Genomic DNA, 22,471 nt, shown 5'->3' with positions numbered 1-22,471 from the left:
AGCTTAAGCACCCTGCATCTCCCTCTTTAACCGCGCCCTGTCATTCACCACATAACCCCGACCGAACACATTCCGGATCGTGTAGCCGGCCGGCGCCAGCTTCTTGCGCATGCGCGAAATGAAAACCCGCAGTGTGTCTTCGGCGCAGTCTGCCTCGACGCAGAGCGCTTCGATCGTTGCTATTTCGCGTGTTGCTAGTTTTGCTGCGACGATGTTTTCCTTGGGTGTAAGCCGCCAAGCCAGAGGGGCAGAAAGACGGGAGTCTTCTTCCCTTCCCTGCCGCAGCCGCTCTACTTCTGTTTCAAGCTCGTTGATGCGCCGCCGATAATGGACCTCCTGCAGCATCAGGCGGCCTCTTTGGTGGTCGGCAGGTCTTCGGCTGGCAGATCCACCCAATGGGTTGGCTTGTGCCATGTTGCGGCGATGTATCCGTCGCCGTCCCACTGGACGGTTTCCCACTCGCCCTTATGCCAGCGCGTAATGCTCCAGCTTGGACTTGGGGCGTTCTTGTCTATGGCGAGGAATTCGCGGTTCTTTGGCGCGGTCTCAAACGGAAACATGGTGCTCTTACTCGCGGTGGTGGTGTGTGTGGTGGTTACTTCTTACGTGGCGCGGGTGGTGGACTCCAGGCGCTTTGCAGCACGTTCGGCGCCTTCATATGAGGAATAGGTCCGCTCTGACCTGAATATCGCATTACCAATCTGAAGTTGAATGCGGTGCTCGTAGACCGTTTTGAATCGCTCAACGCGACCGAAGATGCCGTCTGTTTCACGAACGTACCTTCCGATCAGTACGGGCTCAGCTTTTATCTTACTCATCCCACTCTCTCCTTCCTCGTCTCCCCATCAACCCATGTCTCGCCGTTGGCCAGCTCATAGGTGACGGTCTCGTTTTCTTCATCGACATCCAGCTGCCGGCCCGGCACCAGGTCCGGAATGAATAGATGCGCGGGGCATGCGTCCTTTTGTTCGTCGATCGACAGCGGCTTGTTCCACCGCGCGCACGACCAGTGCGCATCGCCGCCCATCTCCGGCGTGCTGTGGAGGCAAGAGCGGCACGTCACGCGTGCCCACGCGCCGTGGTGGCAGGAAGGCTTGTGCTTGCAGAACCGGCAACCAAAGAACTCCGGGTCTTCACTGATGCGGCTCGGCGGCACGGGTGAATTGATGATGCGTTCAAGTCGCGCCAAAAGTCGCAGCGTGAATTCCGCGTCGTAATGGATGCGCTCGGCATACAGCGTGTCATCATCCTTGGATGCTACCAGGTATAGGCACCGCGTCAGCCCGAACTCGTGCATTCCAAGCTGGCACTGCCCGTAATGCAGCGGCTTCGCCTCCTTACACCCCTTCTCGATGATTTCCCGCATGCCTTTGGCATTACTGGACTTGAACTCGCACAGGTGCTCGGTCTTGGGTGCCTCCGGCACGTTCATGGCCTTGCCGTCGCACTTGCCACGCACATGGCCGCCAACCAGCCTTATCTTATCCTGCTGGCCGTAGACCTCGACGCCGATGCGCTGCAGGTCCGCGACAAGCCTGTCCTCTTCCAGGTTTCCGGTTTCAAACAAGCGAAGGGTGCGGCCGGTGTGGCGTTCCAGTGGTGTTACCCACCGGAACGCATTCCAAAGCGCGCGGTCACAGTCCGCGTTGGCTTCACCGACCGAGATGCCCCAGCTATCCCAATAGTTGGCAGCAGCCTCGTATGCAGCGTAGATCGCGCGCACGGTGCTGGCTTCAGCGCGTGGTAGCGGGGCCATTATACCAGGATCCGCATGTCATAGAACTGATCGCGCGATATCTGCTGAACTAGGCGTCCGTCTTCATTTCCAAGATCAGACCGTCCAAAATCATGCCGTGACCAGGTTCTGCCACCCGACCAGTGGCTACCCTTCTCTATAAGCCGGCAGTGGTTGCATATGCGTATCGCCGGAAGCCCGCCACTTTCCCAAAGAGCCTCCGATACAATGCGATGGTCGCAAATAGCTTGCTCCTCAATGAGTGCATCACGAAGTGCGCCCTGAGACTTCGAGACCGCGGAAAGCGCAGTTTGAATTGCTGGAGCAATCACAGCTTCTGCAAGTGGCCTCATCCAAACATCTCCATCGTATGCAGGCACCGTGCCGGGTTGTTCGGGTCTTCCCGGAACATGGAGCAATCCCGCTTTCCGTCCTTGATGGTCCACTGCGGGATCGGTGACTTTAAATCTGCGCCCCAGAGCAAGGCGCACATGGGCTCGTTGTAGTCGCCGAACTCGTCTTCCCAGCCTTCACCGTCGCCAAATCGCTCAAGGCAGTGCGCGCATGTCTCGCTCTGGAAGTCTTCCAGATCGCTTTCGTTGGCGGGCCGCCGCAGCCCGCCTTCCGTTTTTTCCTCAGCCATCCCCGCTACACCCGCATCGGCATCAGGACGAAGCAGCAGCCATCATCCGCTGCGCTTTCAACGCGCATCGGTGAACCGCCGTCCGCGATGTAGAAAACCGCCTCGCCCGCCGGCATGTTCGCCAGCAGATCCGCCAGATATTTGCTGTTGAAGCCAACCTCGACCGGTTCGCCGCTGTATCCGCAAGGCACGCCGTCCTCCGCTTCGCCGTCAGAGCCGCGCAGATGCAGCTCAATGGTGTCGCCGGCGATGGACAGGCGCACGCCATGCCCCCGTGCACTCGCGACCAGAGCAACGCGCTCCACAGCGGCGCGCAGCGCGGCATTGTCGACACGGATGGCATTCGCCGCCTGCGCCGGAATCACGCGTCGGTAGTCGGGATAGGTGCCATCGATCAGCTTGCTTGTGATCGTCACATCGTCATTCTCGACGCGGACCTTGTTTTCGGTCACGCTGACACGCAACGCACCCTTGGGAAGCATGCCGACAAGCTTGCGAGGCAGGATCACATTGGGGTGTTCGCCCCATGCACCTCGCTCCACGTGCGCAAGCCGGTGCCCGTCCGTCGCCGTTGCCTTGCCGGCCTCAAGAAAGACGCCGCAGAGATAGAAGCGGGTCTCTTCTTCTGACATAGCAAACAGGCATGGCGCGACAATCGACGCCAGATCCAGCTCGAATGGTTCTGGCATGTCATTCGCGGCCAAACGCGGGAAGTCTGCGGCGGTCTGCACCGCGAGCTTGAACCGGCTTCGGCCAGCCTTCACGACGATCTCCGTAGCGCCGGGCTCGATTGTCACCGTATCACCCGAAAGCTTGTCGACGATTCCCTTCAACAGGTTGGCGCTGACGCAGCCAGACCAGTCGTCACCTTCGACTTCGATGCTTCCCGTAATCTCGATATCCAGGTCGCTTCCGGTTGCGGTTAGCTTGCCGCCGGATGATTCCAGTAACACGCAGGACAGCACAGGAATTGTGTTTCTGGCCTCGACAACCTTAGATACCTGTGCTAATAGGCGCGATAGTTGATTCCTTGCGATGTCAATTCGCATGGGATTTGCTCCTCAGTTCGGGGTGGTGCCCGGATTGTGGTTGTGTGGTTGAAAGGCAGGCTGTGGTGGCCTGCCTTTCGCTTTTTCTGGGGGCGCTATGGTCGCCCCATTGCGTTAGCCCCAGGGGCGCTTCTTGCCCCCGCCAGCAGCGGCTGTCTTGGCCGGTGCGTTGTCGTTCGAGGCGGCCTGCCGGTTGTCGTTCGCAGCCTTGGCGGGCTGGTTCTCGTCGATTTCCGGCTCCGGCACGTTGCCTTCGTCGGGGAAGTAGTAGCGTTTGATTTCAGCACGGGCCGGGTACTGGCCATCCTTCGACGGCTTGCCAAGCGCGAGCTTCGCCGTGAACTCGCGGAAGTGCAGGTCTTCCGAATCCTCGACTTCGCTTTCGCCGATCGCGCGGCAAAGGCTGGCGAACTGGCGCTGACCGATCTCCTGCGCTTTCGGGTTCTTGTTCTCCAGGTTGTAGTTGTTGAAGAGCTTGCGGCCCTTGAAGTCTTCCGGCGCAGTCACGTTCATCGTGGTCTTGAGAATGGTGCCGCTGCCGGTGCTGGTTTCGGTAACGTCCGAAGCTTCGATCTCAAGTTTATAAATGCCGTTAGGAAGTTCTTCGTAATCCCGCTGCTCGGTATCGTGCTGGGTTGCGTCGAACTTTTTTCCGAGTTGTGCCATGGTATTTCCTTTTGGTGGTGTGGTGGTTGTGGTTGTGTGGTTAGGGTGGTCAGATCGCTAGTGACGGCTGAAAGGCTCTCTCCAACCTGTTGCCCTTAACAATGTTATCTCGCTCCCAAAGTGGCTGAAGGTTATCGAGTGACCAACATCTCCTGAAGTCGATGTGGTCCGGCGTCTCGTAGTTGAATGCAGACCGGGGGATCTTGTGATCTATATGCCATCCTCCGCGGCCATAATTCTCCCAAGTCATCCCTGGCAGAAATAGGCTCTCAAGGTGGGCCATAAGCTCTTCGACCGTGTAGCCGACCAAGGTTTCCCACCTGCGGCCCGATTTTGCGCCCTTAACGGCCTGATACAGACTTGACGACATCGTGTCCTCAATCCTACCTTTGGCCGTAAGCCTCCTTTTCTTTTGCGTGTTTCGCGAGTGCTCTCGAGATTTCTCTCTGTTGTCTTTGTTCCAATCGGTAGCCCGTTTGATTATGGCTTCTCGGTTGTCGTTGTAATACTGGCGGTCAGCATCCTTCTTACTCCTAACGGGTTTCTTTGGTTTTGGAGTATAGTTGGCTTCATGATACCTACTATTATATTCTCTAATGTGATCCTTGTTTTCCGCCCTCCAAGACGCAGTTGAGGCTTTTACCAGTTCTTGATTCTCAGAACGATATTTCGCGTTATATTCATTTGTGCACTGCTTACATGCACTCCTAACGCCGAACCTTCCAGATTTTAGTTTCGAATATTCAGAAACTGGTTTTTTAGTTCCGCACTTGGTGCAGGTTTTTTCCTGCACCAAGTTATCCTTTTCGTGATCCACCTGTTATGCCGGCTCCCCGCTCTCCAATGACGAGTTGTCGTTGTTGGGAGAGTAGAAGTATTTGGACAACTCATCGAAGCCAGAGCCCTTGCGATAGGGAATTGACGGCGGCATATTGAGGCGGTTTTTGGCATGGAATCCGGCGCGCTCATCCGTGAAAATTACGCGCTCCGATCCAGACATCCCCTCAACCTTTGACTCCTTTTTGCCAAAGCCTTTGTCCACTTGCTTGACGGAAGTGCGCTTGGAAATGAACAGGAGCGCGTCGCTCTTGTCCTTGATGAGCTTCATGGCGCGATCCTGAAGGTTTGGCTTGTAACGCATGTATGCGTCCACAACCGGATCTTCCCACTTCTTTGCCTCACTGTGGATAAGCTGCACAACATGAATGCCGTTCCGTGCCAGCGCCCTAACCGCCGATATGTAGTCGTTCCAGTATTCATCGGCTGCCAGGTAGCCCTTGCCGAAAGCTGTCGGAGACCCCTTGTCGTTGCTGTCGATGGTGTCCCAACCCTCTCGCGCGCCGCCTTTCTGCTCGCATGTATAGGCCCAAACCATTTTCTCGAATGAATCCAAGCTGTCGATAATTACAGTCTTGAAATCGTGATCTTCGGTCAGCAATTGCTCGAAGACGTCGAGTATTTCTGTATAAGACTCTATCGGCTTGGGTTCGCCATTCTCATTAGTGAGCGTGGTAAGCTCGATATCCGTTGGCGGCTCCTCACCCTCCGTAAAAAGGTAAAGCGGCGAAGGAAACTCCGCGGCGAGCGTAGTCTTGCCGATGCCTGCCGTGCCGTACACGGAAAGCAGAGGCGGATGCTTGCGTTTCGTGGTGGTCAGATTTTTTAACGGAATGCTCAAGCTATCCTCCGGTGTTGTGGTTGTGTGGTGGTGGTGTGCCTACCCGACGAAGCGGATAGCCAACAAAACGATCAGCGCTGCGGATGTGGCCCAGACGGCCACGGTCAGGGGGTTGGGGTCGTCAGCCATGCCGCCGCCTCCATGATCCACATCGCGCCGCCAAGTAGCGACATTGCAATGACGATCGCGATGATTGCAGCCATGACCGGCTGCGCAGCTGGTGCCTCTAGCTCCCCGTGAAGTTCGGGGTCGTACTCGTCGTGGTAATTGGCCATTACCAGACCCCGGCAAAGCGACCGACGCCGTAAATGATGAAAGCGCCACCGGTTCCGCAGGCAACAAACCAGATCGTCATGATGGCCATGAACACTTTTACCTCAGTCTGCATGGTTTCTCCCCTTTCCCGCCTGCGCATGGCGCAAGCGGGTGGTTTCGGTTGTGGTGTGTGTGGTTGGTTAGGCGGCGCGGCAATCGGTAACGGCTGCCTTGGCGGCCCTCAAGGACATGCCGGCAATCTCGCGCAGCTTCTTGATTGCATCAATGGTCTGCCCATCCAAAGCGAGCCGCTGCCACTCGTGCTTCGCCTGCTCCTGCTTCGTGACAACGAGCTCGTAAACTCCGAACTCGCGCCCCTTGTGCTTGCGCGCAAGGCGGCCCGCTTCCGTCTCTGCCTTATTGCGGCTTGGATGGACGTATGGATGGGTCGCAGGTTTGGGCTGGCCGTTCTCGATCAGCGCAACGATGCAGTTGGTGGTCGATTCTGGTGCATCGAGGAAGAATCCGGCCGACCGCCACACACCGTTGTTGGTATCGTCACTGTCGGACGGCCACTCCGCGACGATGTCGAGGTCGGTTTCCCATCCGCTATTGCGCCGCCCGTCGCTGTACCACTCTGAAGTTAGGCTGTAGCCCTGCGAGCCGAACAGGTGCGGCGCCCAGCCTTTCATAAGCGGCCCGACACGCTTGCCGTTGCGCGTTCGATAATACTTGCCGGCCTCAAGCTTGAGCGGCGCGGGAGTCATCCAGTCGGCGGGGATGAAGTGGGGACCATCGCCACCCGGCTTGCTACTGTATTTGATGTCACCTCTGGAGTTGATCTCCGTAACGAAGAACGCGCCCTCGTATTCGCCGAATTCACTCCAGTATTCATTCCAGTGATCGATCAGGTCGGTCCCGGCTTTGTCTGACGGCACGACGCGATCCCCAACCTTGAAGGACGGCACAATCAGTTCGATGTGCTCGTCGTCGACATTGCCTACTCTTTGCTCCACATCGACACAAACCTGGTATTCATAGGTTCCCAGCCCATTGAGTCCTGAAATCACGCCTTCCTTGTGCGCCGTATGCGGCCCGAACCACCATGACCGGCAGCACTTGTCCGTGAACCGCACCTTGTCTCCAACCTTGAACTTTGCCATCACGCAGCTCCTCGCGTTTTTGCAGTGCGCAGATCGCGCGCTTTCGTAAAATCGATGACGTTGTCGTCTTCATCGACCAACGCCGGCTCACCTTCGCCATCATCACCGGCCGCCGTAAGTTCGTATTCGTGCAGCTTGATGACCTGCATGCTGGCCAGACGAACAAGCACCAGTGATCCCTCGTAACCGATCACGACACCGACGATTGCCGGGTTCATAACGTGCCGCACCAGGCAGCCCAGATCCGCAAAATCACCGTGCATTGCCGCGCCCTCCCCGATGGAACGAAACCGGCGCTCCGGAGCGGTAAACTCCATCCTCTCCGCGTACAGCGGTGCGCTTTGCTTCGGCCTTCTGCTTCGCCGTGCGGTACGGCTTGCGGTTTGACATGTCGCGCTCTCCGGTGCGCGTCATCTTTGTTGCGTATGCCATCGGGTTAGCCATCCTTGCGCTCCTTCGTTTCGGCGGCTGCCTGCTCCACTGCGGCCAGCGAAACCTTGTCGGCGACAACCCATTCGCGCACCGTTTTGCCCTTCCTCGTGTGTTCTATGAGATAACTTTCTCCGCCATTCTCGAAATCGCTTCGACCAGCAATTCTGCCGCGGAAATACACGACAACTTCGGTGCCGTTTGGAATCATACCGTCCATCATGCGGCTCCATCGATTGCTGAAATGCGGGGAAGACTGACTGGGATCATCCCGGAAAGAGTTGAGCAGCCGCCGTTGTGTGCTCCGTAGCGAACAACCGTTCGCCTTGTTGGACCGATAGCCGGCCCTGGAATGATGTCGGAGGCGCATTTATATGCGTGCTGTAGGCTGATGCCGAGGCTTTCGGCAATAGCGGCAAATGGCTTGCCGTTTGCCCGCATTGCGCGGACCGCGTCCTTGGTTCTCACCTTGAACTCTCCTCAGTGGTGGTAATGGTGTGTGGTACAGTTCGTTAACTACGCCATTAGGATTATGCGTTTTCGCCTATTTTGTCAAGCGGAAATATGCTATATCGCATTTTGACTTTATCCACAGCAGGCCGTAAACGCATATCGCGATATACGAACCCGCATAAAGCAAGGAGTTCAGATATGAAGAATGACTACGCGGATCGCGTAAAAAAGATCAGGGAAGCGCTCGGCTTGACACAGGTTCAGTTTGCCAACGCAATAAAGGCAAGCCAGGGGCGGGTATCAAAATGGGAGCGCGGAGAAAACGTGCCTTCCGGCGAACATTGGGACCGAATAAACAAACTGGCGGGAACGGCCGGACGTGGCCTCGAAGAAGTGGTTCCTCTAGGGGCTGGAGGATCGCCGCCGCGGACGTACCGTATTGTTGGGGAAGTTCAAGCAGGTGTCTGGATGGAAGCGATAGAATGGGAACACGATGATCAAATCGAAGTGGCTTTGACGCCGCCATTGGGTCTGGAGAATGTAGATGTGAAAGGATTTCGTGTCCGCGGGTCGTCAATGAATAAAATTTATGGCGAGGGTACGGTTGTATACGTTCAGCCAACCATCCTGAATGGCATAGAGCCCAAGAACGGACAGTATGTATTGGTGAACAGACGCAACCGTGATGGCCTATACGAAGCCACACTAAAAGAGTTTGTAGTCGACGGAGAAGGAAGGCGCTGGCTCTGGCCGCGTTCATACGATCCCAAGCATCAGGCACCGTTGGCGCTTGATAACGGAGAATCTGAGGAAGTTACGGTCACTGGAATTGTAAGGTTTGCGGTGACGCAGGCTCCATAATCGAGCACACAGAAAAACGCTAAAACGCATAGATGCGCATTCGGATATTCGAATGCGCATTTTTTTGATTGACTTGATATGCGAAAACGCATATATCTACCTACAACCACACCACCACCGAGGAAGAACCAATGACCAAGATTTTCCTAGTCGTTTTTCTGGCGGGACAGCCAGACGTTAGTGCCGAAGTTGCTGGCCGGGCAGTATGTCACTGAGCACAGCTGCCAGCAGGCCATGGAGCAGCTTTTCGACGACCTTGCCGCACAAGGCATGCCCGCCAGCCGCATGAGCGCCACGTGCGCCGATAGCCGCCTCGCCGGCTTCGTTGAGGAGGTGGGGCTGTGATCACCGACAAATGGGAAGCGGCGATCTGCTTATTGCAGGACATCGCCGCAGCAATCGCAATGGCCGCGTTTTGCACGGCTGCTTATGGGTTGCTTTGCCTCTACGCCTAACCACACACCACACCACAGGAGCACCACATGACGACGATTTATCCCATCCTTACAGCTGCAGAGTTCATCGCGCAGGGCACGTCTTACGCGGGCGTCCTTTCCGTTGCCAAGGCGAATGCAGGAACGCCGGCCGATCGCAAGCTGCGCCAGGTTGCGCGCGAGGTTGCCGAAATTACAGGCATGCCGGTGCGCCCGCGACGCGGTAGCGCGCGCCGGAACGACAGCGCGAAGCGGAGGGCTGCGTGATGGCTGACCTGATTGAACGGCTGAAAAGGCCGGGAACATGGGCGCGCCACGCGGACGATATTATCGCCTCAAGCGCGACAGAAGAACTTATTCGAGACGACGCGCCATTTGAAGCCGCCGCTGAGATCGAACGCCTGCGCGCCAAGCTGGCGGAAGCTGAGAAGGTGATTGAGCCGTTCGCGAATGTGCTCACAGCCCCTGACCTAGACCCGTGCGCCTCGATTGGTGACGTGATCACAGTCGGCCACCTCCGCGCCGCTGCCGAATGGATGGAGAAGGGCGATGAATAGAGAGCAGAAGCTTGACGCGAATGCGATACAAGCCGCCTTCGATGCCGCCGACAAGGTGTCGCCAACCGGGAAAGCGCACGCCCCATGCATAATAGCGGCAGTCATGGCTTATCTCGCCGCCGCGCCTGCCCCAAAAGCAGCGGCGGAAGAACCTTGCCCTGTCTGCACCAAGCCGTTTGCAGCCGGCGACACATGCGCCACCGATATCGAGCTTGGCAAATGCCATGCCGAATGCCTTGCGGGAAGCCCGGCCGTCGATCTGAAAACCGGCGAGCCGGTGGACGGGCCGATTGACACGTTTCCACATGTCGCCCCCAAAGCAGCGGCGGTGACAGTGAAGCAAATCCGATGGGACAAGCATACTGACATTGACGAATGGTATTCAAAAGATGCCGGGGACTGGGGCGTCAGTGACTATGTGGTTGACAAAAACCCCGTTGGCGACGACTGGCGGCTTAGGGTTCGCGGGCATCTTCTCGAAGATGAATTCGTGTCTCCTGCGGAGGCTATGGATGCAGCGCAGCGCGATCACGAAATTCGCGTTTTGGATTCTGTTCCCACCTCCCCCGTCCCCGTCCCCGCCCTCACCGACGAGGCGGTGGAGCGGGCTTTGGCGGAATGGTCGAAGCCAAACGACAAACGCGAACCTGCCGAGATTATGCGCGCCGCCCTCCTCGCCGCCTTCCCCAGCAAGGGAGAGGGAGAATGAGCGCGAGAGACGTCATCTTATCTGCCTGCAAGACATTCGATCTTGACCAAGGCGAGTTAAGCTTAAGGTTCCCAGAGCATGTAGAAAAAGCCCTCACCTCTTCCGGCTACCGCATCCTTGCGCCCGGAGAGATGGACAGGGAGACGCTGGAAGCTGCGGCGAAGGTGGCACGGAAAGAAGCGTTCAACGCTATCAGCGGTGCCGTGGTCTGCCATGGCGAGATGACGCATCGGGAAATGGAAAGCGATGCCGACGACATCGCCGCCGCTATCCGCGCATTAGGAGGCAAGCAGACATGAAACCAGACAACGATAACACACCGCGCCTCCTGTCACGGCAGGAGGCGGCCGGACGAAAGCCTGAGTTCGTCTACTTTGTTGTGTCTGAGAAGCAAAACGCCTTCAAGGTTGGCTTCAGGGGATCCGCGCCACGCATAGAGAACCTGCAGACTGGCAACCCCGATAAGCTAACATTGGTACGTGAAATCAATGGTGGTCGCGATGTGGAGGCGGCCATTCATCGTGAGCTTTCTGATTACAGGATCCGCGGTGAATGGTTCAGAGAGACGCAACTATTGGACACCATTCTGTGGGACATTCTTGATGCCACCATAGAATCCGACCGTGAAGACCGACCACTATCAGCAGAAGAAGCCAAGCGGGCAACCCGCAAGGGTGTCAACTGCTACAGGCACATGTGCAAGGAAGCGGCAGCATGAAACCAGACAACGATAACCTGGATCCGGTGTACACTCTGGCAGAAGCGGCTGAGCATCTGCGCATGACCAAGCGCGGCGTTGCGAAGATCGCAAAGCGCCATGGGCTTTGCATGGTGCATGGGAGACAGATTACACTTACGGCAAAAGACATTGAAGGCATAAAGGATGCATTGCGATGCCCCTCAAACTCTACAAGCGTGGTAAAGTCTGGTGGATCAGCGGCACCGTCCATGGACAAACTGTCCGCAAGTCTGCAGGAACTCACGACGAAGAAGTCGCGGAAGCGCAACGCATCGCCCTTGAGGCGCGCCTCGTAAATGACGCCATTTACGGTGCGAAGGCCACACGCACCTTTGCCGAGGCGGTGGAGTCTTATCTGAAATCCGGCGGCGATAAGCGCTTTATAGGGACGCCGAATAGCGGGCTTCTAGGCCACTTCTACGGACGGCGTCTGACCGACATCAAGCAGAACGACTTGGATAAGGCGGCCGCTATCCTCTACCCTACGGCGCAGCCTGAAACGCGCAACCGGCAGTGTTACACGCCGTTCATTGCGGTCTGGAATCATGCGGTAAAGAATGAGTGGGCGGACATGCGTAAGTGGCAGCGCCCGCGTAAGCCGAAGGGCACTAACGTCCGGCGCATCAAGACGGGCCGCAGCGGTACTGCCCCGGTTGATTACGACACGGCAGCGCGGTTTGTTGCGGCGATGTCGCCAGCGCCTGCCATGGTCATGACGGCTTTATTCTATACCGGCATGCGGCCGATTGAATTGTTTTCGCTGACCGTCGCTGACGTGAACGTTGGCGGCAAGTGGATCGTGCTGCAGTCGACCAAGACCGGCGAGCCGCGCGGCGTGCCCATGCATGATTTCCTTGTGCCGCTGTTTGCAGCGCTTTGTGCTGGGCGTGAGGGTGGGGCGGCTTTGTTCCTGACGCACAAGGGTGAGCCTTATGAGCTCGTGGAAGGTGCAGGCGGCCAGATCAAGGGCGCGATCAACGGCGCGCGCAAGCGAACCGGCATTCGCAATGTCAGCCCGTATACCGGTCGCCACACGGTTTCGACGCAGTTGGTTGTCAATGGCGTGCATCCGCATGTCAAAGACCAGATCCTTGGCCATGCCGTCGATTCCATGAGTCGCCATTACACCAATGTTCCGCAAGCGCCGCTGCTTGAGGCCATCAACACGCTACCCGTTCCGGATACCTGGCGCTCGCTGTGGTGGTGGGATGATCCCATCAAGCGGCGCGCGGAGTTTGTGAAGTGGGGCGAGATGCGGGGTGAAAGGATGGCAGGATGAAAATTTCTGACGAAGGAGCCAAGAAGGGCATTTTGGGATACCTTTCCACCAGATGCGATGTTAGCAGTCAGCACAAACTTCCGACCGTGGAGGACATCCTTTCCACATGGACGGCAGAGACCATTGGCAGAGTGCGAACATCATCGCTGGTCGATGAATTGCTTCAAGAGGGGCGACTCATATCCTACGGACCCTACATCAGCGATCACCCGATCGATGTCCTGTAGCTACTCAACCCCGCCGGAGCGGGGTTTTTCTTTAGCACAAACGCAAAACACACCGAGAACATGCGTTCTTATGTACTGTACAGAATTTGTACGCAATGGCGTACAGTTTCACGCTTTGTTCTGTACATTCTATGTGCGATTGCGCATTCTTATGTTTGGCGCCAATCTTGTAAGTCGTTGATTTTATTAGTTTTTAATGGTGCTGCCGGAGAGATTCGAACTCTCGACCTCTCCCTTACCAAGGGAGTGCTCTACCCCTGAGCTACGGCAGCAGCGCCATAACGAAGGACGCCTGAAGAGCGGGCGATCCGCTTGCGTCCCGGTCACGGGAAGACAGCGTCGCTGCCCGCCCTTGTGATGCGGCGGACTTCTGCCACAATGATCGGCATTGCGCAAGCACACATTCGCATTCATTTGCTCAGTTTGATACATGCCTGTGAAAATCGTCACGGCCCTCATTGATCCGCCGCTTGCAGCGTCACGGCTGAGGGGTAGGATCGTTGTCCGCTTGTCCATGGAGTTTCACTTGAGCAAAGTCAGAAAGTCAGACGCTTCATCTGCCGGAGAAAAAGGTGACGAGGAGCGAAAGAAGCGACTTGCCGCCCAACTGCGGGCCAATCTCGCCCGCCGAAAGGCGCAGGCACGGTCGCGGCGTCAGGGAGAGGCCGACGAGCGTCCCGATGGACTGGGCGCGAACGCAACGGATACCGACGAATAGCCTATACGCCCCTGCAATCACCGCCTTGCGCGGCGCGCGGCCATGTTTTAGGACCATTTGAAACGAATACATCTTGCAACAACTGCTTCGCGGTATCGCATCCACCGCCTATCGCATCAGAAGCGGCCTTTACGATACCGCAAGGCAATCGGCGCATTCTGGCAAGTCGGGGACAATCCGAAATTGACGATCGACAGCGGGAAATGCGCCCGGAAAGTGAGAACGGATGGATCGCATACGCATAACCGGCGGCAACGCGCTTAACGGCACATTGCCCATTTCGGGCGCCAAGAATGCCGCCCTGCCGCTCATGATCGCGTCATTGCTGACCGATGACACGCTGACGCTCGACAATGTCCCGCATCTGGCGGATGTGGAAAGCCTGATCCGTATTCTCGGCAATCACGGGGTCGACTATTCGGTGAATGGCCGCCGCGAAAACCAGCAGAAAGGTTATTCGCGCACCATTCATTTCACCGCCCGCAGCATTGTGGACACGCTCGCGCCTTATGAACTTGTCTCCAAAATGCGGGCGAGCTTCTGGGTCATCGGGCCGCTTTTGGCGCGCATGGGCGAGGCACGTGTTTCGCTGCCCGGCGGCTGCGCCATCGGAACACGCCCCGTCGATCTCTTCATCGACGGTCTGCGCGCGCTCGGTGCGGAGATCGAGATCGAACAGGGCTACGTGAACGCGAAAGCAAGAAACGGTCTGATCGGCAATCGATATGTGTTCCCCAAGGTTTCTGTGGGCGCGACGCATGTCCTGATGATGGCCGCATCGCTTGCAAAGGGCGAGACCGTTCTGGAAAATGCGGCGCGCGAGCCGGAGATCGTCAACCTTGCCGACTGCCTCAATGCCATGGGAGCGAAAGTTTCCGGCGCGGGGACCGACACGATCAGGATCGATGGGGTGACGAGCCTTTCAGGTGCGCGGCACCGGGTCATTCCCGACCGGATCGAGGCCGGCACCTATGCGATGGCCGTGGCTATGACCGGCGGCGACGTGATGCTGGAGGGCGCGCAGGCGGATCTCCTGGAATCAGCGCTTGGCATTCTGGAGCAGACCGGCGCCGAGATCACACGCGCCAATACCGGTATTCGCGTGCGCCGCAATGGTGGCGGCATCAACCCCGTCGACATCACCACCCAGCCCTTCCCCGGTTTTCCCACCGATCTGCAAGCGCAATTCATGGGGCTCATGACCATGGCGAAGGGGCGCTCGCACATCACCGAGACCATTTTCGAGAACCGGTTCATGCATGTGCAGGAGCTGGCACGCCTCGGCGCTAAGATCTCGCTCTCCGGCCAGACCGCTGTCGTGGACGGCGTGTCGCAACTGCGCGGCGCTCCGGTGATGGCGACCGATCTGCGCGCCTCGGTGTCGCTCGTGATCGCCGCACTTGCGGCGGAAGGGCAGACGGAAGTGAACCGCGTTTATCATCTGGATCGCGGTTTCGAGCGACTCGAAGAAAAGCTCACCGCTTGCGGCGCTGCGGTCGAGCGTATTTCAGGCTGAACTTGACGAGCCAATGGTCATGGATTTTCTCAAGCTCGTAGCGCTCGATGATATCGATCTCGGTATCCTGTCCGCGCATTTGCAGGATGCGGTGATCAAGGTCGGCGATCTGGCTTTCGAGCCCTCGAACCGGCGGTTTGCTGTCGCCTGCAACCGATTTGTCTGGGAAAACGAAACCAAACGCAGCTTCATGCGCAAGACGCCTCATGAGCGCCGCCGGTGCATCGTCCACTTCGACCGGGTGCTGCATGTGCGTGCAGCGGGCATTGACCGTGGCCGCACGGAAGACGTTCTGTCGCTTCTGGCGGTCAAGTTTACACCATCTGCGGAGGTTCCCGCAGGGGTTGTCGAGCTGATCTTCTCCGGTGACGCCGCATTGCGGCTTGATGTCGAATGCATCGAGGCACGACTGACCGACCTCGGCGCGGCCTGGGAGACACCAAGCCGACCAAGACACGACGTTTGAGATGACCGACCAGGGCTCCGATACGGCACGTTTGATCGATGTCGAACTCGATGAGTCCGTAGGCCGCGGGACCCCGGACATTGAGCATGAGCGCGCGGTGGCCATTTTCGACCTGGTCGAGGAAAACAGCTTCAGGCCTGTCGGCGACACGGGTCAGGGGCCTTACAAATTGAGGTTGTCGCTCGTTGAAGCCCGGCTCGTTTTCGCCATTTCACGGGAAAATGGTGAGTCCGTGGTGACACATATCCTTTCTCTCACCCCTTTTCGCCGCATCGTGAAAGACTATTTCCTGATCTGCGAAAGCTATTACGATGCCATTCGCAGCGCGACGCCCAGTCAGATCGAGGCGATCGATATGGGACGACGCGGCTTGCACAATGAGGGATCGCAGACGCTGATGGACCGCCTGAAGGACAAGATCGAGGTGGATTTCGACACCGCTCGGCGGCTATTCACACTGGTTTGCGTACTGCATTGGCGGGGCTGATACGCGTCAAGAACGCCGCCCCCATAGGAGCGCGGCCATGACTCCCGGCGCAACAGGCAGACAGCCGGCGCCGCAGTCGGTGCTGTTTTTATGCGGCATGAATGCCATTCGTTCGCCCATGGCTGAGGTGCTTGCCCGTCAGTTGCTGCCCCGCAGCGTCTTTCTGGCCTCCGCCGGCCTGCGCGCCGGCGAACGCGATCCTTTTGTCGATGCGGTTCTGGATGAAAAGGGTCTTTCGCTTGGAGAGCGTCAGCCGCAATCCATTGAGGAGCTGGCCGACACCAATTTCGACCTCATCATTACCCTTTCGCCGGAAGCCCATCACCGCGCACTCGACATGACCCGGACAATCGCGACGGATGTCGAATACTGGCCGACCATGGACCCCACTGTCGTCAGCGGCACGCGCGATCAGATCATCGCTGCCTACCGCGATGTGCGCGACCGGTTGGCCGCTGCCATTGCGCAGCGCTTTGAAACATGAAACAAAACCGACACAAATTGACGCTTGCCGAGCTTTGGCTTGTTCACAAAGAGTGATGAATGAGCTAGGTTCCGCGCCAAATTCCGGCCGTCGGTCGGGAAATTCTTTAAAAACCGAAGGTAACGGATGCCAAAGGAAGAAGTCCTGGAGTTTCCAGGCGTGGTCACCGAACTGCTGCCCAACGCGATGTTTCGCGTCAAACTGGAAAACGAACACGAGATTATCGCCCATACGGCCGGTCGCATGCGCAAGAACCGCATTCGCGTTCTCACGGGCGACAAGGTGCTCGTTGAAATGACGCCCTACGACCTGACCAAGGGTCGCATCACCTATCGCTTCAAGTAAGCACAGTCGCGGCTGGTGAACTTGCAATGAGCGCACTGCACAAACTCGTGCTGGCTTCCGGCTCACCCCGCCGCGTCGAGCTTCTGCAGCAGGCGGGTATCGAGCCTGATCGCCTGGCGCCTGCAAACATCGATGAAACGCCGCTCAAGAGCGAACATCCGCGCTCGCTTGCCAAACGCCTGTCGCTCGGCAAGGCAGAGAAGGCACACGAACGACTGAAAAAGGACGGAGAGGCAGAAGGCTGCTATTTGCTGGCTGCCGACACGGTGGTTGCTGTCGGGCGTCGCATTCTGCCCAAGGCCGAGATGGTGGATGAGGCCTCCAACTGCCTGCAACTCCTCTCCGGGCGCACCCATAGGGTCTACACCGGTCTTTGTGTGATTACCCCTTCGGGAAAGGTGCGCCAGCGCCTCGTCGAATCGCGCGTCCGCTTCAAGCGTCTCTCGCATGAGGAGCTTGAAAGCTACCTGGCGTCCGGAGAGTGGCGCGGCAAGGCAGGCGGGTATGCCATTCAAGGTCTTGCCGGGACTTTCGTGGTCAAGCTTGTGGGCTCCTACACCAACGTCGTGGGTCTGCCCCTCTACGAGACGGTCAACTTGCTTGTGGCGGAAGGATACAAGGTTCATTTCAACTGGCTGTCAGGTGCCGGGGCACGTTAGAATGAACCAGAATTCGCCTGAAAATGTCACGCCACTGCGTCCAAAACGCCCCTGTCCTGAATGCGGAAAGCCTTCGGAACGAGCATTCTATCCGTTCTGTTCGAAACGCTGCAAGGATGTGGACCTCAATCGCTGGCTTTCGGGCAGCTATGCGATCCCCGGCCGCGCGGTCGACGAGGAAGATGGCGACCCCGCCTGACCGGCGCTTTCCGTTCCAAAAAAAAGCCCGGTCCAGAGGACCGGGCAATGTGCAGGCTGCCGGGGGGAAGCCGGCCTAGCGGGAGTCATGCCTGCATAGGGAGACAAACCTCTTTGATGTCAGATGCGCAGCGTCGCCCCGCCGTGGAGCGCGCTCATGCGTGTGCGTTCATGTGCGATTTCCTGTAGGGCTTGCGTTGCGAGCTTTCGCGGGCCCCGTAAGGCCACCATGTCCACATCGCTTCGCGTCAGCCCGATGTCGGCGAGTTGCCAGTCGGACATTTCGGAGAGATGGCGCATTGCGGTTCGCGTCTGGCGGTAATTCTTTGCCTTGGCCAGAATTGACGCCGCAATCGCGCGCACCACGCCGGCCGGCTGTGAAGCAGCGGTCATGGCGAAGGGCTGGGTCGCGGCGCGGGTCATCGTTCTGATCCTTTTGTGTCTTGAACGAAAGTGATGAGCGGGCACCCCATCCGGTGGATCCGAAGGGCCCGTCTCGTGAATGATGGCAGAGTGACAAACTGTTATTGATTAGTCGAACGAATGTTTTTAATCTCTGTCATCAACATCTATGATAGGTTTTGCCATGGCCGCCCCCCTCGACCTCGACCAGCTCACGACCTTTATTGCAATTGCCGACACGGGAAGCTTCACGCGGGCGGCCGAGGAAGTGCACCGCACCCAGTCGGCCGTCTCCATGCAGATGCGCCGTCTTGAAGAGCGGATCGGCAAGGCCCTTTTTCAGAAGGATGGCCGAACCAACCGGCTGACAGAGGAAGGCGAGCGGCTCCTGACCTATGCGCGCCGCATGTTGCGTCTCAACCGCGAGACGCTGGCGGCCTTCGACGATGCCAGCCTTGAGGGCCATATCCGGATCGGCACGCCGGACGATTACGCCGACCGCTTCCTGCCCGAGATCATGGCGCGCTTTTCCCGCTCCAATCCCCGTGTCGAACTTTCTGTTGCGTGCGAGCCCACGACCAATCTTGTCGAACACATCAGGCGGGGAAACCTCGATCTCGCGCTTGTTACCCATGATGATTCCAAAGGTGGTTCGGAGCCCGTTCGGCGAGAGCCGGTGCTTTGGGTGAGTTCGGCAAACCACACCGTGCACGAACGTGAGGTGCTGCCCATGGCGTTCGGACGGCCCAACTGCCTGTGGCGACGCACCGCCTGCGCAGCGCTGGAAGAGGAAGGCCGGCAGTATCGTGTTCTCTTCACCAGTTTTTCGGCCACAGTCATCGCCACTGCTGTTCTGTCCGGTCTGGCCGTCTCTGTCCTGCCGGAATGTGCTTTGCGGCCTGGTATGCGGGTTCTCGGCGAGGCCGACGGTTTTAAGCCCCTGCCCGATTGCCATATCGGTCTGATGCGCGGACACACCGGGCAGGTGGAGATCATCGATGCGCTTGCTCGGCATATCAGCGAAAGTCTGGACAACCTCTCCGTCCCTGCATTCATGGAGGAAAGCGGTAATCTCGACTTTCAGAGCGCCTTTCTCAATTCACGCGCCAAGCGGCTGCGGCCCGGTCAGGTGATGAATGGCTGGTAGGAGAGCCATGTGGATGGATTTGCCTCGCGGGCTTGACCCTGCGGGTGCGGCCCGTCTCAATCCCTTGCCATGAACACATCCCGCCCAGCCGATTCGCAAAGCAACGTTGCGGAGTTTTCCGTCAGTGAGATTTCCGGTGCGCTGAAGCGCACCGTGGAAGACGCGTTCGGCCATGTGCGCGTGCGCGGAGAAGTCTCCGGCTATCGCGGTCCCCATTCCTCCGGCCACGCCTATTTCGCCCTAAAGGACGACCGCGCGCGGATCGAAGCCGTGATCTGGCGCGGCGTGTTCTCCAAGCTCAAATTCCTCCCGCAGGAAGGTTTGGAGATCATCGCCACCGGCAAACTGACCACCTATCCGGGCTCCTCGAAATATCAGATTGTCATCGACAGCATCGAGCCGGCCGGTGCCGGCGCGCTGATGGCGCTTCTGGAAGAACGCAAGAAAAAGCTCGCCGCCGAAGGCCTCTTCGAGGACGCTCGCAAGAAGCCGCTACCGTTCATGCCGCGCGTCATCGGCGTGGTCACCTCGCCCACCGGTGCTGTCATCCGCGACATCATTCACCGGATTTCCGACCGTTTTCCCGTCCACGTGATGGTATGGCCCGTGCGTGTGCAGGGCGAGACCACGGGGGAAGAGGTGTCGAACGCCGTAGCCGGCTTTAACGCACTGCCTGAAGAGGGCCCCCTGCCCCGACCCGACCTTCTGATCGTGGCACGCGGCGGCGGCAGTCTTGAAGATCTGTGGGGCTTCAACGACGAAGCGGTGGTGCGAGCCGTTGCGGCATCCGATATCCCGGTCATCTCCGCTGTCGGTCATGAAACCGACTGGACGCTAATTGACCTCGTTGCCGATCGACGCGCGCCTACCCCCACGGGTGCTGCGGAAATGGCAGTACCGGTCAAGGCGGAAATGGAAGCCTCTCTTGCGCGGCTGTCGGCTCGTCTCAAAGGTGCGATTTCCCGCGAAGGAGATCGCAAGCGTCAGGCTTTGCGGGCGCTTTCACGAGCGCTGCCATCGCCCGATCAGCTTCTTGCCCTGCCTCGGCGGCGCTTTGACGAGGCGGCGGGGCGCCTCGGTCGCGCTCTGTCTGCTGCGACACAGCGCAAGCGCATCGCCTTCAACAGTCTGCGCCTTTCGCCAGCGACGTTAGAACGCCGGTTGACCGAGGCCAGACGCCGCACGAGTGTTTCCGGCGAGCGGCTGCCGGGCGTGTTTCTCGCACTTGTCCGCGCCCAGCGGACGCGCTTCGACCGCGATGCGGCCCGCGTGACTCCCGTTGCACTCAACCAGCGCATCACCCATTGGCGTGATCGCCTTGCTCAGAGAGGGAGGCGCGCGGACACACAGGTCGATCTCCTGTTGAAACAGGGCCACGCCAGCGCTGATCAGGCCATGCGGCTTGCCAAGTCGCTTTCTCACGAAGCAGTTCTGGAGCGCGGATTCGCGCTGGTGCGCGGGCCCGACGACCTGCCGCTGAAACGCGCGGGCGACATTCAACCCGGTCTCGAGCTGCAAATTCAATTCGCCGATGGTATGGCGCGTGCCGTCGCCGCCAGCGATGGCCGCAAGGTCGCTGCCAGCGTAAAGAAAGGCAAAGCTTCCGAGGATGGGCCGAAGGGCCAGGGAAGCCTCTTCTAGCAAGTCCCGCAGGAAGCCGTGACAGATCGCTTCCTTTACCCCATGGAAACCTTGAGGGCCTACCGTCCCGGCAGAGTGGGGGCAGTATGATGACGTACGCGCTGCTGGTTTCCGGCGTTTTGCAGAATTTGGGGATCGCGGCGATTGCCGCGCTGTTTTACGATATCGTCCTGCGCAGTTGCCCCACACCGAGCGTGCGTCACACGCTGGTCGCGATTGTTTTCGGTGCCGGCGCCGTGGGTTCAATGATGCTGCCGGTAGAAGTCGCGCCGGGTATCATTTTCGATCTGCGCAATGCTTTTGTCATTCTCGCGATGACCTTTGGTGGCTGGCTAGCCGTCGCCGTTACGACACTTGCGGCTTTTACCTACCGGTTGTGGCTGGGTGGAGCCGGCGCGCTTCCCGGTGGGGTCGGCATATTGGTGTGCGCGAGTGCCGGCATCGCTTTTGCCCTGTATTTCAAGGGCCGGCGCACTGGTCTGGTTTCTTTCGCCCTACTCGGTGTGTTCTGCGCTGGTTCGCTGGTCTCGATGTTTCTTCTCCCGTTTGAAACAGCGATGGGCATATTGAAGAACGTCGGTCCTGTCATGCTGGTCATGAACATTCTGGGCACGATGATCGTCGGTGGCATCGTTGATCGGCAAAAGCGACAGTTTGAGCGTGAGAGTGTCCTTACTCAGGAAGCCTCCACGGATTCGCTGACGCGTCTGGCGAACAGGCGCGCCTTCGACCTGCGAGGCCCCGACCTGATGGAAACCGCCAACCAGCAGGGCGATGCCTGTGCACTGATGCTTATCGACATCGATCACTTCAAGCAGATCAACGATGCCCACGGACACGATGTCGGCGACAAGGTTTTGCAGCACCTGGCCGTTCTTGTTCGATCCAATGTCCGCAAGACAGATCTGGTGGCGCGTTACGGCGGCGAGGAAATTGCCCTTGTTTTGCCCTCGCATGACGTCAAACGTGCGTTCAGCCTCGGCGAACGGCTTCGCAAGGCCATCGCCGGAACGCCCTATCGCCATGAAGGAAAGCTGGACGTCACACTCAGTGTGAGTATCGGCCTTTACGCAAACGATGGCGCCACGGAATCCGAAGCCTTCACGACTGTTTTCAAACGCGCAGACATGGCGCTCTACCGTGCCAAGAAAGCAGGTCGCAACCGGGTCGAGATCGCCTTGGCAGCCTGATAGCGCCGATCTGCGCCTCCCTCATCGATGGTCGATGTTCCGCCATCTATGCAGCAACTCGGCTTCAATACCCTTGAAGCAGAAATAGAACGCCACGATCAGCAATCCCTTTGCAAGGATCGACAGGAACTGCACGAGCCCGCCATCGGCAATGCCCATGAGGCCGTGCTTCAGGATGAATTCAAGATTCGCCAATGCGATGTTGACAAGCTGAAACGACAAAAAGGCTGTGGCGAAGGCACAGAGGGACATCACCAAGAACAGAACCGACCAGTGGTAACGCGACAATCGAAGCAGATCCTTCATGCTTGTCTCCGGGTTCTCCATCCGCCGCACGCGTT

General features: G+C 58.3%; 36 protein-coding genes and 1 tRNA gene. 20 read left to right on the top strand and 17 right to left on the bottom strand.

Annotated elements, in window-relative coordinates; genetic code table 11:
* Window positions 1–3: 3 nt before the first annotated feature.
* The 14 genes from KW403_RS12160 to KW403_RS12095 all read right to left on the bottom strand — a co-directional run bounded on the left by KW403_RS12160 (window position 4) and on the right by KW403_RS12095 (window position 7,838).
* Window positions 4–345: a helix-turn-helix domain-containing protein gene (locus KW403_RS12160; protein ID WP_223019742.1), complete on the bottom strand. Its 342-nt coding sequence runs from the start codon at window positions 343–345 to the stop codon at window positions 4–6.
* A complete protein-coding gene (locus KW403_RS12155) occupies window positions 345–560 on the bottom strand; it encodes a hypothetical protein (RefSeq protein WP_223019741.1) in 216 nt (71 codons plus the stop codon). The genes KW403_RS12160 and KW403_RS12155 overlap by 1 nt, the downstream gene beginning before the upstream one ends.
* 42 nt (window positions 561–602) lie before the next feature.
* Window positions 603–818, bottom strand: coding sequence for a hypothetical protein (locus tag KW403_RS12150; protein WP_223019740.1), 216 nt, complete (start codon window positions 816–818; stop codon window positions 603–605).
* On the bottom strand, window positions 815–1,756 hold the full coding sequence (locus tag KW403_RS12145) for a PDDEXK family nuclease (RefSeq protein ID WP_223019739.1): 942 nt from the start codon (window positions 1,754–1,756) through the stop codon (window positions 815–817). Before KW403_RS12145 ends, KW403_RS12150 begins: the two co-directional genes overlap by 4 nt.
* 328 nt (window positions 1,757–2,084) lie before the next feature.
* Window positions 2,085–2,378, bottom strand: coding sequence for a hypothetical protein (locus tag KW403_RS12140; RefSeq protein ID WP_223019738.1), 294 nt, complete (start codon window positions 2,376–2,378; stop codon window positions 2,085–2,087).
* Window positions 2,379–2,383: 5 nt separating this feature from the next.
* Complete coding sequence (dnaN, locus tag KW403_RS12135; RefSeq protein WP_223019737.1) at window positions 2,384–3,427, bottom strand: DNA polymerase III subunit beta; 1,044 nt, start codon at window positions 3,425–3,427, stop codon at window positions 2,384–2,386.
* Between the two features lie 114 nt (window positions 3,428–3,541).
* Window positions 3,542–4,093, bottom strand: coding sequence for a DUF669 domain-containing protein (locus tag KW403_RS12130; protein WP_223019736.1), 552 nt, complete (start codon window positions 4,091–4,093; stop codon window positions 3,542–3,544).
* A gap of 49 nt (window positions 4,094–4,142) precedes the next feature.
* Window positions 4,143–4,910 carry a hypothetical protein gene (locus tag KW403_RS12125; RefSeq protein ID WP_223019735.1) on the bottom strand — a complete coding sequence of 256 codons (768 nt, stop codon included), beginning with the start codon at window positions 4,908–4,910 and terminating at the stop codon, window positions 4,143–4,145.
* Window positions 4,911–4,913: 3 nt separating this feature from the next.
* A complete protein-coding gene (locus tag KW403_RS12120) occupies window positions 4,914–5,771 on the bottom strand; it encodes an ATP-binding protein (RefSeq protein WP_223019734.1) in 858 nt (285 codons plus the stop codon).
* 104 nt (window positions 5,772–5,875) lie between these two features.
* Window positions 5,876–6,046, bottom strand: a complete 171-nt coding sequence (locus KW403_RS12115; RefSeq protein ID WP_223019733.1) for a hypothetical protein — start codon at window positions 6,044–6,046, stop codon at window positions 5,876–5,878.
* A gap of 180 nt (window positions 6,047–6,226) precedes the next feature.
* Window positions 6,227–7,189: a hypothetical protein gene (locus KW403_RS12110; RefSeq protein WP_223019732.1), complete on the bottom strand. Its 963-nt coding sequence runs from the start codon at window positions 7,187–7,189 to the stop codon at window positions 6,227–6,229.
* A complete protein-coding gene (locus tag KW403_RS12105) occupies window positions 7,189–7,452 on the bottom strand; it encodes a hypothetical protein (protein ID WP_223019731.1) in 264 nt (87 codons plus the stop codon). Before KW403_RS12105 ends, KW403_RS12110 begins: the two co-directional genes overlap by 1 nt.
* Window positions 7,442–7,621, bottom strand: a complete 180-nt coding sequence (locus KW403_RS12100) for a hypothetical protein (RefSeq protein ID WP_223019730.1) — start codon at window positions 7,619–7,621, stop codon at window positions 7,442–7,444. Before KW403_RS12100 ends, KW403_RS12105 begins: the two co-directional genes overlap by 11 nt.
* A 4-nt stretch (window positions 7,622–7,625) precedes the next feature.
* Complete coding sequence (locus KW403_RS12095) at window positions 7,626–7,838, bottom strand: hypothetical protein (RefSeq protein ID WP_223019729.1); 213 nt, start codon at window positions 7,836–7,838, stop codon at window positions 7,626–7,628.
* Between the two features lie 431 nt (window positions 7,839–8,269).
* Here KW403_RS12095 and KW403_RS12090 point away from each other — a divergent pair, with 431 nt between their 5' ends.
* The 9 genes from KW403_RS12090 to KW403_RS12050 all read left to right on the top strand — a co-directional run bounded on the left by KW403_RS12090 (window position 8,270) and on the right by KW403_RS12050 (window position 12,877).
* A complete protein-coding gene (locus KW403_RS12090) occupies window positions 8,270–8,932 on the top strand; it encodes an XRE family transcriptional regulator (protein WP_223019728.1) in 663 nt (220 codons plus the stop codon).
* A gap of 180 nt (window positions 8,933–9,112) precedes the next feature.
* Complete coding sequence (locus KW403_RS12085; protein WP_223019727.1) at window positions 9,113–9,277, top strand: hypothetical protein; 165 nt, start codon at window positions 9,113–9,115, stop codon at window positions 9,275–9,277.
* Between the two features lie 137 nt (window positions 9,278–9,414).
* On the top strand, window positions 9,415–9,633 hold the full coding sequence (locus KW403_RS12080; protein WP_223019726.1) for a hypothetical protein: 219 nt from the start codon (window positions 9,415–9,417) through the stop codon (window positions 9,631–9,633).
* Window positions 9,630–9,923 (top strand): hypothetical protein, encoded by a 294-nt coding sequence (locus KW403_RS12075; RefSeq protein ID WP_223019725.1) that lies wholly within the window; start codon window positions 9,630–9,632, stop codon window positions 9,921–9,923. The genes KW403_RS12080 and KW403_RS12075 overlap by 4 nt, the downstream gene beginning before the upstream one ends.
* Window positions 9,916–10,632, top strand: a complete 717-nt coding sequence (locus tag KW403_RS12070; protein ID WP_223019724.1) for a hypothetical protein — start codon at window positions 9,916–9,918, stop codon at window positions 10,630–10,632. Before KW403_RS12075 ends, KW403_RS12070 begins: the two co-directional genes overlap by 8 nt.
* Window positions 10,629–10,931 (top strand): hypothetical protein, encoded by a 303-nt coding sequence (locus KW403_RS12065; protein WP_223019723.1) that lies wholly within the window; start codon window positions 10,629–10,631, stop codon window positions 10,929–10,931. Before KW403_RS12070 ends, KW403_RS12065 begins: the two co-directional genes overlap by 4 nt.
* Window positions 10,928–11,350: a GIY-YIG nuclease family protein gene (locus KW403_RS12060; RefSeq protein ID WP_223019722.1), complete on the top strand. Its 423-nt coding sequence runs from the start codon at window positions 10,928–10,930 to the stop codon at window positions 11,348–11,350. Before KW403_RS12065 ends, KW403_RS12060 begins: the two co-directional genes overlap by 4 nt.
* A 175-nt stretch (window positions 11,351–11,525) precedes the next feature.
* Window positions 11,526–12,650 carry a tyrosine-type recombinase/integrase gene (locus KW403_RS12055; RefSeq protein WP_223019721.1) on the top strand — a complete coding sequence of 375 codons (1,125 nt, stop codon included), beginning with the start codon at window positions 11,526–11,528 and terminating at the stop codon, window positions 12,648–12,650.
* The gene (locus tag KW403_RS12050; RefSeq protein ID WP_223019720.1) at window positions 12,647–12,877 is read left to right on the top strand and encodes a hypothetical protein; all 231 of its coding nucleotides are present in this window, start codon (window positions 12,647–12,649) and stop codon (window positions 12,875–12,877) included. Before KW403_RS12055 ends, KW403_RS12050 begins: the two co-directional genes overlap by 4 nt.
* A gap of 197 nt (window positions 12,878–13,074) precedes the next feature.
* On the opposite strand, the gene KW403_RS12045 is transcribed toward KW403_RS12050, so the two are convergent.
* Window positions 13,075–13,149: transfer RNA gene (locus KW403_RS12045), tRNA-Thr, on the bottom strand.
* 242 nt (window positions 13,150–13,391) lie between these two features.
* On the opposite strand from KW403_RS12045, the gene KW403_RS12040 reads away from it, so the two are divergent.
* From KW403_RS12040 to yacG, 8 genes are all read left to right on the top strand, one after another.
* Window positions 13,392–13,595 (top strand): hypothetical protein, encoded by a 204-nt coding sequence (locus KW403_RS12040; protein WP_223022546.1) that lies wholly within the window; start codon window positions 13,392–13,394, stop codon window positions 13,593–13,595.
* 226 nt (window positions 13,596–13,821) lie between these two features.
* A complete protein-coding gene (gene murA, locus KW403_RS12035) occupies window positions 13,822–15,111 on the top strand; it encodes a UDP-N-acetylglucosamine 1-carboxyvinyltransferase (RefSeq protein WP_223019719.1) in 1,290 nt (429 codons plus the stop codon).
* A 19-nt stretch (window positions 15,112–15,130) separates the two neighbouring features.
* Window positions 15,131–15,577 (top strand): DUF2948 family protein, encoded by a 447-nt coding sequence (locus tag KW403_RS12030; RefSeq protein WP_223019718.1) that lies wholly within the window; start codon window positions 15,131–15,133, stop codon window positions 15,575–15,577.
* Window position 15,578: 1 nt separating this feature from the next.
* Window positions 15,579–16,064 (top strand): UPF0262 family protein, encoded by a 486-nt coding sequence (locus tag KW403_RS12025; protein WP_223019717.1) that lies wholly within the window; start codon window positions 15,579–15,581, stop codon window positions 16,062–16,064.
* 37 nt (window positions 16,065–16,101) lie between these two features.
* Window positions 16,102–16,548: an arsenate-mycothiol transferase ArsC gene (locus KW403_RS12020; RefSeq protein WP_223019716.1), complete on the top strand. Its 447-nt coding sequence runs from the start codon at window positions 16,102–16,104 to the stop codon at window positions 16,546–16,548.
* A 126-nt stretch (window positions 16,549–16,674) separates the two neighbouring features.
* The gene (infA, locus tag KW403_RS12015) at window positions 16,675–16,893 is read left to right on the top strand and encodes a translation initiation factor IF-1 (protein ID WP_006200926.1); all 219 of its coding nucleotides are present in this window, start codon (window positions 16,675–16,677) and stop codon (window positions 16,891–16,893) included.
* A 26-nt stretch (window positions 16,894–16,919) separates the two neighbouring features.
* Complete coding sequence (locus KW403_RS12010; RefSeq protein WP_223019715.1) at window positions 16,920–17,552, top strand: Maf-like protein; 633 nt, start codon at window positions 16,920–16,922, stop codon at window positions 17,550–17,552.
* A gap of 1 nt (window position 17,553) precedes the next feature.
* Window positions 17,554–17,751: a DNA gyrase inhibitor YacG gene (gene yacG / locus KW403_RS12005; protein ID WP_223019714.1), complete on the top strand. Its 198-nt coding sequence runs from the start codon at window positions 17,554–17,556 to the stop codon at window positions 17,749–17,751.
* Between the two features lie 119 nt (window positions 17,752–17,870).
* On the opposite strand, the gene KW403_RS12000 is transcribed toward yacG, so the two are convergent.
* Window positions 17,871–18,173 (bottom strand): DUF1127 domain-containing protein, encoded by a 303-nt coding sequence (locus tag KW403_RS12000; protein WP_223019713.1) that lies wholly within the window; start codon window positions 18,171–18,173, stop codon window positions 17,871–17,873.
* Between the two features lie 163 nt (window positions 18,174–18,336).
* On the opposite strand from KW403_RS12000, the gene KW403_RS11995 reads away from it, so the two are divergent.
* The 3 genes from KW403_RS11995 (at window position 18,337) to KW403_RS11985 (ending at window position 22,130) form a co-directional block, all read left to right on the top strand.
* Window positions 18,337–19,299, top strand: a complete 963-nt coding sequence (locus KW403_RS11995; RefSeq protein ID WP_223019712.1) for a LysR substrate-binding domain-containing protein — start codon at window positions 18,337–18,339, stop codon at window positions 19,297–19,299.
* Window positions 19,300–19,368: 69 nt separating this feature from the next.
* Window positions 19,369–20,940, top strand: a complete 1,572-nt coding sequence (xseA, locus tag KW403_RS11990; RefSeq protein WP_223019711.1) for an exodeoxyribonuclease VII large subunit — start codon at window positions 19,369–19,371, stop codon at window positions 20,938–20,940.
* Window positions 20,941–21,026: 86 nt separating this feature from the next.
* Window positions 21,027–22,130: a GGDEF domain-containing protein gene (locus tag KW403_RS11985; protein WP_246637765.1), complete on the top strand. Its 1,104-nt coding sequence runs from the start codon at window positions 21,027–21,029 to the stop codon at window positions 22,128–22,130.
* Window positions 22,131–22,151: 21 nt separating this feature from the next.
* Here the strand turns inward: KW403_RS11985 and KW403_RS11980 are convergent, their stop codons facing one another.
* Window positions 22,152–22,436: a hypothetical protein gene (locus KW403_RS11980; protein ID WP_223019710.1), complete on the bottom strand. Its 285-nt coding sequence runs from the start codon at window positions 22,434–22,436 to the stop codon at window positions 22,152–22,154.
* Window positions 22,437–22,471 lie beyond the last annotated feature (35 nt).

Origin of the sequence: Nitratireductor kimnyeongensis (assembly GCF_019891395.1) — a bacterium.
In the GTDB taxonomy this organism is placed as follows: domain Bacteria; phylum Pseudomonadota; class Alphaproteobacteria; order Rhizobiales; family Rhizobiaceae; genus Nitratireductor; species Nitratireductor kimnyeongensis.
This window is presented reverse-complemented; position numbering and strand designations above follow the sequence as displayed.